This window comes from Paraburkholderia humisilvae (assembly GCF_902859855.1).
Classification (GTDB): Bacteria; Pseudomonadota; Gammaproteobacteria; order Burkholderiales; family Burkholderiaceae; genus Paraburkholderia; species Paraburkholderia humisilvae.
The window spans coordinates 57,162-70,792 of sequence record NZ_CADIKH010000020.1 but is presented as its reverse complement, the minus strand read 5'-3'; the positions used below and the strand labels follow the sequence as shown (position 1 = coordinate 70,792).

Genomic DNA, 13,631 nt, shown 5'->3' with positions numbered 1-13,631 from the left:
ACCGACACCGTGCAATACCGACATCGCACCGCGCGGATGAGCGTGAAGAGCGCGTTCATGCGCGCCACGTAAGCCTTACAAACGCGTAGCCGCTGTCGCTTGCCGGTGTATTGGCCCTTCACCGTGGGAGCGCATGATGACGACGCTGCACGACGCGCTGCACGACGCGCTGCGCAATGCGCGACGCAATGACGCGCTGTGCTTCGTCGCGACCCATCCGGCGCGCTTCGTGCTCGGCGCATTGAAAGCCTTTCGCGCGAACCAGGGTTTGCTGCTCGCGGGTGCGGTTGCGTACTACGCACTGCTGTCGATCGTTCCGCTGCTGATTCTCGTCGCGATTGCGTTCTCGCATTTTGTCGGCGAGCAGCGCTTGCTCGATGCAGTTGCGCGTCTGCTTGAATGGCTGATTCCGGGGCAATCGAACGCGCTTGTGCACGAACTCGCGAACTTCGTTGCGCATCGCGTGGTGGTCGGCTGGGTGCTGCTCGTCACGATGATCTTTTTCAGTTCGCTTGCGTTCACCGTGCTCGAGAACGCGCTTTCAATTATCTTCGTGCATCGCGTCGCCATCCGGCGCCGGCATTTCCTCGTTTCGGCACTCGTCCCTTACTGCTTTAGCGTGTCGCTCGGTATTGGCGTACTGATTGTGACGCTTGTCACCAGCAGCCTGCAGGCCGTTGCGACGGACCATATCGTGCTGTTCGGCCATGCTGTTTCGCTGACCGGCGCGGTGCGCACGGTGCTCTATCTGCTCGGCGTCGCGGGCGAGGTGTTCGTGCTGACCGCGATCTATCTTGTGATCCCGGTCGGTCGGCCGACGCTGCGTCATGCGCTGATGGGCGCGGTCACCGCCGCGCTGTTGTGGGAGATTACGCGGCGTGTGCTGGTCTGGTACTTCGCGACGCTGTCGCAGGTCAATGTCGTCTACGGTTCGCTCGCGACCGCGATTGTCGTGCTGTTTAGCCTCGAAGCCCTCGCGACCTTACTGCTGTTCGGCGCGCAGCTGATTGCCGAATACGAGCACCTCAGCGTTGCGGCGGGCGGCTCGTCACCAAACAGGCCGCCCGGGCCGCCCGCGCCGCTGCGAACCGGGTAGCTCGCCGGGTGCGCTGTTGTGCTACCGTTTCTGTTTCATCGCACATCGCAAGTTCTTCGAGGGGGCACAGATGAAGGTCGCGGTGATGGGGGCGGGCGCCGTCGGCTGCTATTACGGCGGCATGCTCGCGCGCGCGGGCCATGACGTCGTGCTGATCGGCCGCGCACAGCATGTCGACGCGATTCGCGCGCACGGTTTGCGGCTCGAGACGCAAAGCTTCGATGAACGCGTGCGCGTCGCGGCGAGCACCGATGCACACGCGGCAGCCGGAGCACAACTCGTGTTGTTCTGCGTGAAGTCCACTGATACCGAAAGCGCCGCTCAGCAGTTGCAGCCGCATCTCGCGCCCGATGCGCTGATTGTCTCGCTGCAAAACGGCGTCGACAACGCGGAACGTCTGCGCACGCAAGTTGCGCAGGAAGTGGCGGCGGCCGTCGTCTACGTCGCGGCCGGCATGGCCGGGCCCGGCCATGTGAAGCATAACGGCCGCGGCGAACTGGTCATCGAGCCGTCGGCTACGAGCGATGCCGTGGCGCGCGCGCTGATCGACGCCAGCGTGCCGACCGAGATTTCCGACAACGTGCGCGGCGCGCTGTGGGCGAAGCTGATCCTTAATTGCGCCTATAACGCGCTGTCCGCGCTCGCGCACCTGCCGTACGGCGAGCTCGTGCAACGCGACGGCGTGACGGACGTGATGCGCGATGTCGTGGCGGAGTGCGTCGCGGTCGCACAGGCCGATCAGGTCGTGATTCCCGGCGACGTCGACGCGGCGGTGCGACGCATCGCCGCGACGATGGCTACGCAGTATTCGTCGACCGCGCAGGATCTCGCACGTGGCCGGCGCAGCGAGATCGATCATCTGAACGGATATGTCGTGCGGCGTGGCGCCGCGCGTGGTGTGCCGACGCCGGTCAATCGCGTGCTGCATACGCTCGTCAAGCTGGTTGAAAGCCGCGAGGGCGACGCGGTCGCATGATGCGTGGCGATGCTTCGTGCTAGCATCGTCGGCCACATGGCTTGACTTGAACCGGGACCGCGGCACCGGTGTCGCGGCCCCCGCGCCCACGAGGTTCCCGATGACTGATTCCGCCACCCATCCCACCGTTCATTCCGCTTTCACACCAGGTGCCGTCGCTGTTATTACCGGCGGCGCTGCCGGCATTGGCCTTGCCGCCGCCAGGCGTTTCGCGCAACTCGGACTGCGCGTGTGCATCGCCGATCTTGGCGCCGAGCGCCTCGCGCACGCGGTCGACGAAGTCGCCGCACTGGCCGCGCACGGCAAGGACGACGTGTTCGCGCAGCCGACCGACGTGAGCCGCGCCGATGACGTGCGCCGTCTGCAGGTAGCCGTGCGCGAGCGATTCGGCGGCACCGACGTGCTGATGAACAACGCAGGCATTCAGCCGGGCAGCACGATATTCGGCCCCGACGACAACTGGCAGCGCGTGCTCGGTGTGAATCTGTGGGGCGTGATTCACGGTGCGCAGATTTTCGTGCCCGAGATGATCGAACGGCGCCGGCCTGGGCTGGTGATTAACACGGGCTCGAAGCAGGGCATCACGACGCCGCCGGGCGACCCCGCCTACAACGTCGCGAAAGCGGGCCTGAAAGCGTTCACCGAAGCGCTTCAGCATGAATTGCGCAATACCGCGAACAGTAAGCTCAGCGCGCACCTGCTGATTCCCGGCTTTGTGTTCACCGACCTGACGCGGCGCGAGCGCACCGAAAAGCCGGCGGGTGCGTGGACGCCGGAGCAGACCGTCGACTTCATGATGCAGCGGCTCGCGGCGGGTGACTTCTATATTCTGTGCCCGGACAACGACGTGCCGCGCTCGCTCGACGAGCGGCGCATTTTGTGGGCGGCCGGTGACATTGTCGAGAACCGGCCGGCGCTGTCGCGCTGGCATCCGGACTACGCGGCCGCATTCGACGCATTTATCAAGCAGCGCTGAGCGCCTGATACGCTGACGCAGCGTCTTTCAATTGTCCCGCGCGGGCGGCCATCGTGGCCGCCCGCGTCTGCTTTTTGCGCGTCGCGGCACCGCGCACTGGCGCAACCCACCGACTCCAGGCTATCGTTCGCGTGACGTGACGTCACACGCCGCGCCGTCATCTTATTCATACCCATTGCACACATGATTGTTGCCGACTTCGTCTGGCGGCTGCTGGCCGCGTTCGCATGCGGTGTCGCGATCGGCCTCGAGCGGCAGATGCGCCAGCGCACCGCGGGGCTGCGCACCATCACGCTGGTCGCGAGCGGCGCGTGCCTGTTCGTGACGCTGGGTGTGCTGACGGGCAACGGCAGCGCCGGCGTCACGCAGATCGCCGCCTATGTGGTGTCCGGTGTCGGCTTTCTCGGCGGCGGCGTGATCATGCGCGACAAAGGCTCGATCCAGGGCATCAACACCGCGGCCACGCTGTGGTGCGCGGCCGCGGTCGGCGTGCTGTGCGGCAGCGGCCACTACGGACCGGCGCTCGCCGGTACGCTCGTCGTGCTCGCGGCCAATACCGTGCTGCGCGACCTGAGCCGCATGATCAACGCGACGCCGGTGGCGAGCGCGGATCTGATCCGCCAGTACGTGATCACCGTCGTGTGCCGCGAGGAGGACGAAATTCATATCCGCACGCTGTTGTCCAACTCGATGTACTCGCAACCGTTGTCGTTCCAGAGCCTGACGAGCCGCGACGTCGAGGGCGCCCCGCCGCGCGTCGAAGTCACCGCGACGGTACGCATGCATCCAAAGGATCAGGCGAAGCTTGAATTGATGGCCAGCCGTATCAGCATGGAAAAGGGCGTGTCGAGCATCAGCTGGTCCGGTACCGAGGTCGAGCCGACGCCGGAATGACGGTGCGCTGTCCCTACCCACGCTAAAGGAGAAATGACCTGTGCCGACCATCAACCCCGAGCGCCTGCTCGGCGACCTGCGCACACTGCGCAGCTTCGGCGCGACCGGGCCGGGTGTCGTGCGCCTTTCGCTGTCGCCGATCGACATCGACGCGCGCCGCTGGCTCGTTGAACGGATGAACGATGCGGGGCTCGACGCGCAGATCGACGGCGTCGGCAATGTATTGGGCCGGTCGCGCAAGCCGGGGCCCGCGCTGCTGATCGGCTCGCATACCGATACGCAGCCGACCGGTGGCTGGCTGGATGGCGCGCTCGGCGTGATCTACGGACTCGAAGTCGCACGCGCGCTTGCCGAAAGCGACGATACCCGGCATCTCGCGCTGGACGTCGCGTCGTGGATCGACGAAGAGGGCACGTTCTCCGGATTTCTCGGCAGCCGCAGCTTCATCGGCGGCGAGCACGACGCATCGGTTGACGACGCCATCCGTTGCGCGCGCAACCGTGACGGCCAACTGCTGCACCACGCACTACAGGCGGCCGGGCTGGCGGGCCGGCCGCGCGTACGTCTTGAGCGCGCACGGCATATCGGCTATCTGGAGCCGCATATCGAGCAGGGCGGCCGTCTCGAAGCGAGCGGCAATGCAATCGGCGTCGTCACGACGATCGTCGGGATGCGCGAGCTGCGCGTGCGCTTTACCGGTCAGCGCAACCATGCGGGCACGACGCCGATGTCGATTCGCCGCGACGCCGGCGCGACGCTGGTCGCGTTTATCGCGCGGATGGACGACGCGTTTCGCGCGCTTGCCGATGCCGATACCGTGTGGACGGTCGGCCGTATCGACCTCGATCCGGGCTCGCTCAGCGTGGTGCCGGGTCAGGCTGATCTGTATCTGCAGTTCCGCGATGGCGACGCAGCCCGGCTGCGTGCGATGGAGACGGCGCTCGCCGCGCTCGTGCGCGAGTTCGATGCGCGCGGGCCGGTCGGCGTCGTGCTCGAGACGCTCGACGCAGCGATCGAACCGGTGACAATGGACCCGGCCATGCAGGAGCATGTCGCGCGCGCCGCGCAGGCTGTATCGCCAGGCCGCTGGGTGCGCATGCCGAGCGGCGCCGCGCACGATGCGCAATTATTCGCCGCGCATCTGCCGGCCTGCATGCTATTCGTACCGAGTATCGGGGGCGTTAGTCACGACTTCATCGAAGACACCGCTGACGAACATATCGTGCTGGGGTGCCAGGTGGCCGCTGCCGCCGCGGCGTCGATCCTGCTGGAGGCGGCAGGGAACCGGTAGGTTTGCGGGAGCCGGCGGGGCTGAACTGCGGACCGAACCCCGGGCCGAACCCCCGGGCTGGACGGGGGCCGGCGCGCCCCGTTTTGCGGATTTTTTCGGGCGATTGTCGATTTCGTCCCGCTTCGTTCGTCGTTAGTCAGAACACTTGATGAACCTGCACGTTCACCTGGAGGTGACCCACGATGACGCTGAAGCTCTACGCCCACCCTTTCTCGTCGTACTGCCAGAAAGTGCTGATCGCGCTGTATGAGAACGGCACGCCGTTCGAATGGCGCACGCTGTCGCCGGATAACCCGCAGGTGCTCGAAGAATTCGCCGCGCTCTGGCCGATCAGGCGCTTTCCCTTGCTGGTCGACGAGGGACGCACGGTCACCGAGTCGACCATCATCATCGAGTATCTGGGCCTGCACTATCCGGGCCCGGTGACGCTCATCCCCGACGATCGCCGCGCGGCGCTCGAGGTGCGCGAGATGGACCGCTTCTTCGATCTTTACGTGTCGACGCCGCAGCAGAAAATCGTCTTCGATAGCCTGCGGCCCGAGGCCGAGCGTGACGCGCGCGGCGTCGCCGATGCGCGCCATATGCTCGACACCGCTTACAGCTGGCTCGATCGTACGATGGCGAGGCGCACGTGGGCGGCCGGCGAGCACTTCAGCCTGGCCGACTGTGCGGCCGCGCCTGCGCTGTTCTATGCGGACTGGACGCATCGGATCGGCGCGGCGTTTGAGCATGTGATCGCATACCGGCAGCGGCTGCTTGCGCGGCCGTCGTTCGCGCGTGCTGTCGATGAAGCGCGGCCGTACCGGCCGCTTTTCCCGCTGGGCGCACCGCAGCGCGACTGAGATCCGATCGATGCGTGCCTGATGCCCGTTGCCGGCCGGTCCCGCGCGAGCGGCGTCGCCCGGTTCAACGGGTCCCGTCTGAGGAGATGCATATGGCCAACGCCACAAGCCTGGTTCCCGCCGTCGAACTCGCACGGCGCAACACGATGACGTTCCCGAACGAAAGCGCCGACTATCGGCGCGCCCGCACCGCACTGCTCGCTGAGGAAATCGAACTGCGCCGGCATATCGAGCGGGTCGCCGCATTGCGCCGCGCATTGCCGCCTGGTGGCGCGGTGACCGGCGACTATCGTTTCGAGGGCGAGCCGGGTCCGGTCGATTTCGCGGGTCTGTTCGGAGACAAGGAGACGCTGGTCGTCTATAGCTATATGTTTGGTCCGCAGCGCGAGCGTCCTTGCCCGATGTGCACGTCGATGCTGAGCGCGTGGGACGGCGAGGCGGCCGATGTTCAGCAACGCGTCGCGATGGCCGTGATCGCGCGCTCGCCGCTCGAGCGGATCGTCGCGTTTACGAAGGCGCGCGGTTGGCGCGACCTGAAGCTGTATTCGGACCTGAACGGCCACTACAGCCGCGACTACCACGCGATTTCAGAGGAAGGCGGCGATGAACCCGCGCTCAATGTGTTTACGCGCCGCGCCGGCACGATCCAGCATTTCTGGGGTAGCGAAATGGGCTTCGCGACCGCCGACCCTGGACAGGACCCGCGGGGCGCGCCGGACCCGATGCCGCTGTGGACGATCCTCGACCTGACACCCGAAGGGCGCGGCACTGACTGGTATCCGAAGCTCGAGTATCGCTGATTGCATGTGCTGCGCGCTGCGCTCGCCTGACGGATGCCACATCATGCGTCGACGGTCTCCACGTAGCGCGGCCGCAGCGCGAGTGCGCGGCCCGAGGCGGCCGGCAGCGCGTCGGTTGCGACCAGCACAGGGGTGTCGGTGTGGCGCAGCAACTCCTTATACAGGTTCTCGCGGAACAGACTCCAGAAGGATCGCTTGCGATTGCCGATCACCAGCAGGTCTGCGCCAATTTCGCGCGCATGCCTGGCGATCGCGCGTCCCATCGTGCTGCCGCACATCGGCAGCACGATGGTGCGCGCGTCCCCTTCGCAGCCGGCCTGATGGATGGCCGCGACGCAGCGTTCGGCTACCGCATGCCCATACGCTTCGAACGCGTCGAGCGTGACGCTGAAGTCGTAAGTGGCTACACCCGCATACGGCGGCACCGGATCCACGACATGTAGTGCGGTGAGCCGTGCGCCGGTTTCGCGCGCAAGCCGGATTGCCGCTTCCAGCGTGATGGAATCGGAACGGGTGCCAACTGCTACCAGAATGTGCTCGTACATTTGGGGCCTCGCCAACATGTCGTACCGCATGGATCTCGGGTTTTGCCGGTCGGCTTGCTTAAGCCGTGGGTGCATGATCCGCGCGGCGAATTAGCGAAAAATTAGAGGCCCCGACAATCAATCGAACCGGGCATCGCGAGCGAGAAGATAAATTTTCACGGCCTTCGCGCTCTGTGTGCGAGCGCACAGAGCGCATGGCATGCCGTGGTATCGATTCGCCGCGGTTTGCATCGCGCGGCGATCGTCGCTTGCCGCGGCGAGACCGTGCGTCGTGAGTGTCGTGCACTGCTTGATGCGGCAGACGTCGACGTGATCCGCTTGCCTGCACACAATGGGCCGCCGTCGCCTATAGTGCATGTCGTGCCGTTGCAACTGCTTGCGTATCAAACGGCTTGTGCGCGAGGCACCGATGTCGACAAGCCTCGCAATCTCGCGAAGTCCTTCACCGTCGAGTGAGTTCCGACATGCGAAAGGTGCTGGCCGTCGCCGCGCTGCTCGGCGTCTGTGTGTGGTTTTTCCCCGTGTCCGCGACGGCTGCGAAGGGCACCAGCCGCGCGCGGGCAGCGGCGGTCGATCCGCGCTCGTATATGCATGGCATCGGCGCGGCAAGCGATGGGCAAGGCGGCACGTGGGTATTCTTCAGCAGTTCAGGCTTGCCGCCGCGTGGCCCTGGGCGCGACCGCAACTGGACGCACGACGTGTATGTTGCGCACTGGTCGCCGCAGCAAACCAGTCTCGACACGCCGCGTATTTTCATCAGCCGTCCTGAAGCGCAGGAACCGGTGTCGATCGCGCAGAACGACACCGGCCGCGTGATGGTCACCTTCGAGGACGGGTGGAACACGCCGAACGAAGTGAGCCAGCGCTACGGCGTCTATACGTCCGATCTGCAAGCGGTGAAGCCGTACCCGGTCGACGTCAAATCGGGCGGGCATTCCGGGCATGCGGCGGCGGTCGGCTCGCGCTTCGTGGTGTTTTATTCGGACGATTGGGTCGATGGCGGCGGTGTCGACAATCTCGGTACGGGCAACGGCGTTTACCTGAAGACCTATGACGCGGACGGCACGTTGCTGCGGTCGGTCGACGTCGCGCCGCGTGTGCGCGAGTGGTGGCCGATGATCGCGGGGTCGCCGACGCGTGCATTGCTGATCTGGCAGCAGTACGTGCCGGGCGCGACCTATGCACGCTTGAAGTCCGCGATATTCAATGCGGACGATGGAACGCTCAGTGACGCGCGCGTGCTGTCGCCGAACTTGCGTTACTACACGTATGCGGCTGCGTACGTGCCGGCGCTGGATCGTTTTCTGGTGGTCGCGACCGGCTTCGACGGCAAGGGCTTTGCGCAACTGCTCGACGAAACGGGTGCGACGACCGCGACGCTCGCCTGCATGCCCGCGTCGGTGCGCGAGTCCAGCATCGCCGTGGTCGGCGACCATGCGTATGCGCCGGCTCAGGATGGGCGCCTGCTCGATCTGAAGCTCGCGCCGGGTTCAATCGAGCTGGCTGGCACGCAACGCTCACCGGTCAAATGGGGTGAGGTGGGCAGCATCGGGCTGGTTCGATCGCCGACTGCGCTGCATTGGGTCACGCTGACGCAGCAGGGACCCAAGGAAGCGGATTTCGATCTGAAGGCAATGCGGCCCGCTTCCGCGGCGGATCGTTGCGGACGATAGCGCGTGTGCGTCAACGCTGCGCCGCGCGTGTCGGAAGCGGCACCGGGCGTGCCGGTTCCTTGTCGATGCGCCGGAACACCAGCGCCGAAACCAGCGTGATCACGCCGACACACACGAAGCTCAACCGGAAGCCCAACGCGGCCGAGCCCCATTGATCGGTGAACAGGTTCACAAGACCGCCGCCGATCGATACGCCGAGGCCGATCGCCAGCATCTGCACCATCGAAAACAGGCTGTTGCCGCTGCCCGCGTCGGCAATCGACAGGTCTTTCAACGTCACGCTGTTCATCGCGGCGAACTGCATCGAGTTTGCCGCGCCGAAGAGGGCGAGCACCGCGATCTCGACCGCGAGCGGCGTGCCGTGTGAAAAGAGTGCAAACGCAACGATCGACCCGCCGACGATCAACGTGTTCACGAGCAGGAACGCTTCATAGCCGAAGCGGCGAATCAGTGGCGCAATCCACCGTTTCGCGATGGTGCCCGCGAGCGCGGAAGGCAGCATCATCAGCCCTGAATGCAGAGGCGTGTAGCCGAGTTGTAATTGCAGCATCAGCGGCACGAGGAACGGCACCGCGCTCGAGCCGATCCGGCAGATCAGGTTGCCGAGCAGTCCAACGCTGAAATTGGGTTCGCGAAAGAGGCCGAGACGAAAGAGCGGATGGCTCGCGCGCCGCGCGTATAAGACGTAAGCGAGCGCGGCCGCGACGCCCAGCACGAAGAGGCCGACGGACCAGTCGACGCGATGCGTTCGCATCGGCACGTCGATCGCGAGCGAGCACGCGACCATGCAGAGCGACAACATCGCACAACCGGTCAGGTCGAAGCGTGGTGCATCGCGCGATGCGCCGTCGGGCAGATAGCGGCTCACCGCGATCAGGCCGACTGCGCCGATCGGCACGTTGATCAGGAAGATCCAGTGCCACGAAAACGCCTGGACGAACCAGCCGCCGAGCGTCGGGCCAAGGATCGGGCCGACCTGGCCCGCGACCGAGATCAGCGCGAGCGCGGACACGTATTGTTCGCCGGTAATCGTGCGTAGTACCGCGAGCCGTCCGATTGGCAGCAGCATCGAGCCGCCGACGCCTTGCAGCACGCGCGCGATGATCAACTGGCTGAGCGTGTGCGCGCTTGAGCAGCATAGCGAACCGATCACGAATAGCAGGATCGCGATGAAGTAGACGCGACGCGTGCCGAAACGGTCGGCGAGCCAGCCGGATGCGGGGGTGAGCAGCGCCATCGTCAGCGTGTACGCGACGACGATCGGCTGCATGGCCAGTGCGGGGACGCCCAGGCTGCGGGCAATGGAAGGCAAGGCGGTGTTGACGATCGTCGTGTCCAGCGCCTGCATGAAAAAGCCGGTGGCGACGATCCACAACAACGCGGTGTGCGTGGACTCTTTGTTCATCTGGAAGCGGTTGGGCGGGCGTCTGGCGCGCCGTAGGCTAGCCGAAAGGTGCGTCGCTTGGGACCGGCCTCACGAGTGGGCGGGACGACGCGACATCGGCGAAAGTCCGGACATGATAGTGGCAAACGCGTTTATGGAAAACCCGCTTAACACATTTCGAACGCCAGGACGTATCTCTCACCCGTTGTTGAATTGTCTCATTGAGAATTGTTCTTATCCATGGCACATTAATCTTTCGATTAACTAACGAAGAGGTTGCAGATGCTCAAGCTGATGACGCTGATTGCGGCGCTTGGTGTTTCCGGCGCGGCGTTCGCGAAAGCGGACTGCACCGCGCATCCGAAAGACCAATGGATGAAGGAGTCCGACGCGCGCGCGCAACTCGAAGGGCAGGGCTACAAGATCAGGAAGTTCAAGGTCGACGGCAACTGCTATGAGATTTACGGCAGCAACAAGGAAGGCAAGAAGGTCGAAATCTATTTCGACACCAAAACGCTTGATGTCGTGAAGTCGGAAATCGATTAACACTCGACTGAACGCGCCTCTCTTTTCTACGCCCGCGATGTCCGATGCCGCTCGAATCAGAATCTGGGATCGGTGGGTGCGCTTCACGCACTGGACGGTCGCGGGCATTGTTATCTGGGATCTGTTCGGCCCGACCGATCCGCTGCATCGCAAGCTTGGTTATGCGGCCGCGGCTCTGGTGGGATTGCGTATCGTGTGGGGTTTAGTCGGCACACGCTATGCGCGCTTTTCCGCGTGGTGGCCCACGCGCTCGCATCTGCATGCATATTGGCGTTCGCTTGCAGCAGGCAGGCCCTTGCATCATCTGTCGCACAACCCGCTTGGCGGTGTGATGGCGCTCGTGCTGTGGGCACTTGTGCTTGCATTGGCATTCACCGGCTGGCTGATGCGGCTCGATGCATTCTGGGGCGAAGACTGGCCGCAGGTCATTCACACGTCACTCGCGATCGCGCTCGAAGCGTGCGTGTGTATTCATATCGCGGCGGCAGTCGTGATGAGTGTCTGGACGCGCGAGAATCTGATTGCCGCGATGGTAACCGGTTACAAGCGTCGACATGCGCGGCATACCGGGAACACGGCGGAACGCGAGCGCTAAGGTTCGCGAAGGCAGCGTGACGGGTCGCGTGTTGGCTGCCTGAACCTTTGCGGGTTGACCGATAGGTCCCCGTTCTGATGGGATCGACTGGGTCACCTCACTGCGGCGCACTACCCCGTGGGGCGCTGCCATAACCGCCGGCCGCATTGTTCGACTGCGCCGCGTTCAGCGCCTGGATACGCGCTTGCGTGGCTTGCAGCCGGTTCGGATAGGTCACCTTTTCGCCGATGTAACCGGCTGACTGTAGTTGCGCCAGTTCGGCGTTGACCCGTGCGCGCGTGGTTTCCGATGATTGCGCATGAGCGCTCATTGAAAAAGACGTGGCGGCGATTGCGAGCGCGCAGACGGATACTGTTGTGACGAGACGGATGTTCTTCATCAATCTTCTCCTTTCCTTCAAGCGGTTGCGAACACAACAAGCACGACGCCGTCTCGTTGTCTTCGAGCGTTGTCCTCACGGGTCTCGAATCGAGAATAGCGTGGCCTCTTTCACAACATCTCAGGAAACGAATGCTTCCGGTCGAATCGCACTCGCTTCGGGTGTCGATCGTTGAGCGAAGCGTCACCCATTTTTGCGCGCGATGCTGCGCGTGTCGTGCAGACGGGCCACGACGTAATCTCGCAGGTCGTGCTAACGATGGATGAGATCAACGGCAGCTCGCAGCAGATTGCCGACATCATCGGTGTGATCGAGGGAATTGAATTTCGGACCAATATTCTGGCGTGAATGCCGCAGTCGAGGCGGCGTCGCTGCGCGAGCAGGCCGAGCGAATGAGCAGGATGGTCGGCGTGTTCCGGATCGCGTGCCGATGCGTCAGATGCAAAAAGGGCTGATGCCTTGTCAGGCAACAGCCCTTACGAACCGCGGGGAAAAACAGGCGCGGCGCCCGCGCCGTTGCGGATCAGCGTTCGGCTTCGGCGCTCATCGCGCGCTCGCCGATCGACTCGTGAATGCTCTCGAGATAGCGCTGCGCATCGAGCGCGGCCATGCAGCCGGTGCCCGCGCTGGTGATAGCCTGCCGATAGATGTGATCCTGCACGTCGCCGGCGGCAAAGACACCCGGCACGCTGGTTGCGGTCGCGTTACCTTGCAGTCCGCTCTTCGTGACGATGTAGCCGTTCTTCATCTCGAGCTGCCCTTCAAAAATGTCGGTGTTCGGTTTGTGGCCGATCGCGACGAACAGGCCCTGCAGTTCGATATCGGTGGTCTCACCGGTTTGGGTGTGTTTGATGCGCACCGCGTTGACGCCGCCGTCGTTGCCCTTCACTTCGTCGAGCACCTGGTTCCACTTGATTTCGACGATGCCTTCCTTTTCCTTCTCCAGCAGGCGGTCGATCAGGATCGGCTCGGCGCGGAACTTGTCGCGGCGATGGATCACCGTGACTTTCTTCGCGATACCGGCGAGGTAGAGCGCTTCCTCAACCGCGGTGTTGCCGCCGCCGACCACCGCGACATGCTGCTGCTTGTAGAAGAACCCGTCGCAGGTCGCGCAGGCCGACACGCCGCGGCCCATGAACAGTTCTTCGGACGGCAGGCCGAGATACTGCGCGGACGCGCCGGTTGCGATGACCAGTGCGTCGCACGTGTATTCAGCGGAATCGCCGATCAGCCGGATCGGCTTTTCGTTCAGCTTCGCGGTATGGATATGGTCGAAGAGGATCTCGGTCTTGAAGCGTTCCGCGTGTTCGAGAAAACGCTGCATCAGTTCCGGACCCTGCACGCCGCTTGGATCGGCGGGCCAGTTTTCGACGTCGGTTGTGGTCATCAGTTGCCCGCCCTGCGCGAGACCTGTGACCAGCACCGGCGACAGATTGGCGCGCGCCGCATAGACCGCCGCCGTGTAGCCGGCCGGGCCGGAACCGAGAATCAGGACCTTTGCGTGTTTTGTCGAGGAGGCTGGCATGATCGAAATCCGTAAAAAGCGTCCGGCTTTGCGGGTGCGAAGCCGGATGGCCGCTGTTGCACAGTAGATAGGAGTTAGACCGGCATTATAAAGGCCGCGACCTCTCGCC

The 13,631-nt window shown here is 64.2% G+C and carries 16 protein-coding genes; 12 read left to right on the top strand and 4 right to left on the bottom strand.

What is annotated here, in order from left to right:
* Positions 1-133: 133 nt before the first annotated feature.
* The 7 genes from HV796_RS21555 (at position 134) to HV796_RS21525 (ending at position 6,875) form a co-directional block, all read left to right on the top strand.
* The gene (locus HV796_RS21555) at positions 134-1,096 is read left to right on the top strand and encodes a YihY/virulence factor BrkB family protein (protein ID WP_246355972.1); all 963 of its coding nucleotides are present in this window, start codon (positions 134-136) and stop codon (positions 1,094-1,096) included.
* 70 nt (positions 1,097-1,166) lie between these two features.
* Positions 1,167-2,072, top strand: coding sequence for a ketopantoate reductase family protein (locus tag HV796_RS21550; RefSeq protein WP_175228533.1), 906 nt, complete (start codon positions 1,167-1,169; stop codon positions 2,070-2,072).
* Between the two features lie 100 nt (positions 2,073-2,172).
* The gene (locus HV796_RS21545) at positions 2,173-3,048 is read left to right on the top strand and encodes an SDR family NAD(P)-dependent oxidoreductase (RefSeq protein ID WP_175228532.1); all 876 of its coding nucleotides are present in this window, start codon (positions 2,173-2,175) and stop codon (positions 3,046-3,048) included.
* 183 nt (positions 3,049-3,231) lie between these two features.
* On the top strand, positions 3,232-3,942 hold the full coding sequence (locus HV796_RS21540) for an MgtC/SapB family protein (protein WP_175228531.1): 711 nt from the start codon (positions 3,232-3,234) through the stop codon (positions 3,940-3,942).
* A 40-nt stretch (positions 3,943-3,982) separates the two neighbouring features.
* Positions 3,983-5,233, top strand: a complete 1,251-nt coding sequence (locus tag HV796_RS21535) for a Zn-dependent hydrolase (RefSeq protein WP_175228530.1) — start codon at positions 3,983-3,985, stop codon at positions 5,231-5,233.
* A gap of 182 nt (positions 5,234-5,415) precedes the next feature.
* Positions 5,416-6,075: a glutathione S-transferase family protein gene (locus HV796_RS21530; RefSeq protein WP_175228529.1), complete on the top strand. Its 660-nt coding sequence runs from the start codon at positions 5,416-5,418 to the stop codon at positions 6,073-6,075.
* A gap of 92 nt (positions 6,076-6,167) precedes the next feature.
* Positions 6,168-6,875, top strand: a complete 708-nt coding sequence (locus HV796_RS21525; RefSeq protein ID WP_175228528.1) for a DUF899 family protein — start codon at positions 6,168-6,170, stop codon at positions 6,873-6,875.
* Positions 6,876-6,916: 41 nt separating this feature from the next.
* Here HV796_RS21525 and HV796_RS21520 read toward each other — a convergent pair whose 3' ends face one another.
* The gene (locus tag HV796_RS21520; protein WP_175228527.1) at positions 6,917-7,420 is read right to left on the bottom strand and encodes a universal stress protein; all 504 of its coding nucleotides are present in this window, start codon (positions 7,418-7,420) and stop codon (positions 6,917-6,919) included.
* A 204-nt stretch (positions 7,421-7,624) separates the two neighbouring features.
* Here HV796_RS21520 and HV796_RS21515 point away from each other — a divergent pair, with 204 nt between their 5' ends.
* Positions 7,625-7,876, top strand: a complete 252-nt coding sequence (locus tag HV796_RS21515) for a hypothetical protein (protein WP_175228479.1) — start codon at positions 7,625-7,627, stop codon at positions 7,874-7,876.
* 8 nt (positions 7,877-7,884) lie between these two features.
* Entirely contained in the window at positions 7,885-9,093 is a 1,209-nt protein-coding gene (locus HV796_RS21510; protein WP_246355971.1) for a hypothetical protein, read from the top strand.
* A gap of 10 nt (positions 9,094-9,103) precedes the next feature.
* On the opposite strand, the gene mdtD is transcribed toward HV796_RS21510, so the two are convergent.
* Positions 9,104-10,498: a multidrug transporter subunit MdtD gene (mdtD, locus tag HV796_RS21505; protein WP_175228526.1), complete on the bottom strand. Its 1,395-nt coding sequence runs from the start codon at positions 10,496-10,498 to the stop codon at positions 9,104-9,106.
* 261 nt (positions 10,499-10,759) lie between these two features.
* Between mdtD and HV796_RS21500 the strand changes: the two genes are divergently transcribed.
* Together HV796_RS21500 and HV796_RS21495 are read left to right on the top strand one after the other, a co-directional pair.
* Positions 10,760-11,023: a PepSY domain-containing protein gene (locus HV796_RS21500; protein ID WP_175228525.1), complete on the top strand. Its 264-nt coding sequence runs from the start codon at positions 10,760-10,762 to the stop codon at positions 11,021-11,023.
* Between the two features lie 37 nt (positions 11,024-11,060).
* Positions 11,061-11,618, top strand: a complete 558-nt coding sequence (locus HV796_RS21495; RefSeq protein ID WP_175228524.1) for a cytochrome b/b6 domain-containing protein — start codon at positions 11,061-11,063, stop codon at positions 11,616-11,618.
* 97 nt (positions 11,619-11,715) lie between these two features.
* Here HV796_RS21495 and HV796_RS21490 read toward each other — a convergent pair whose 3' ends face one another.
* Positions 11,716-11,997 carry a DUF4148 domain-containing protein gene (locus HV796_RS21490; RefSeq protein WP_175228523.1) on the bottom strand — a complete coding sequence of 94 codons (282 nt, stop codon included), beginning with the start codon at positions 11,995-11,997 and terminating at the stop codon, positions 11,716-11,718.
* A gap of 171 nt (positions 11,998-12,168) precedes the next feature.
* On the opposite strand from HV796_RS21490, the gene HV796_RS44205 reads away from it, so the two are divergent.
* Positions 12,169-12,345 carry a methyl-accepting chemotaxis protein gene (locus HV796_RS44205; RefSeq protein ID WP_377692267.1) on the top strand — a complete coding sequence of 59 codons (177 nt, stop codon included), beginning with the start codon at positions 12,169-12,171 and terminating at the stop codon, positions 12,343-12,345.
* A gap of 175 nt (positions 12,346-12,520) precedes the next feature.
* Here the strand turns inward: HV796_RS44205 and trxB are convergent, their stop codons facing one another.
* Positions 12,521-13,522: a thioredoxin-disulfide reductase gene (gene trxB / locus HV796_RS21480; protein WP_175228522.1), complete on the bottom strand. Its 1,002-nt coding sequence runs from the start codon at positions 13,520-13,522 to the stop codon at positions 12,521-12,523.
* Positions 13,523-13,631: the final 109 nt, after the last annotated feature.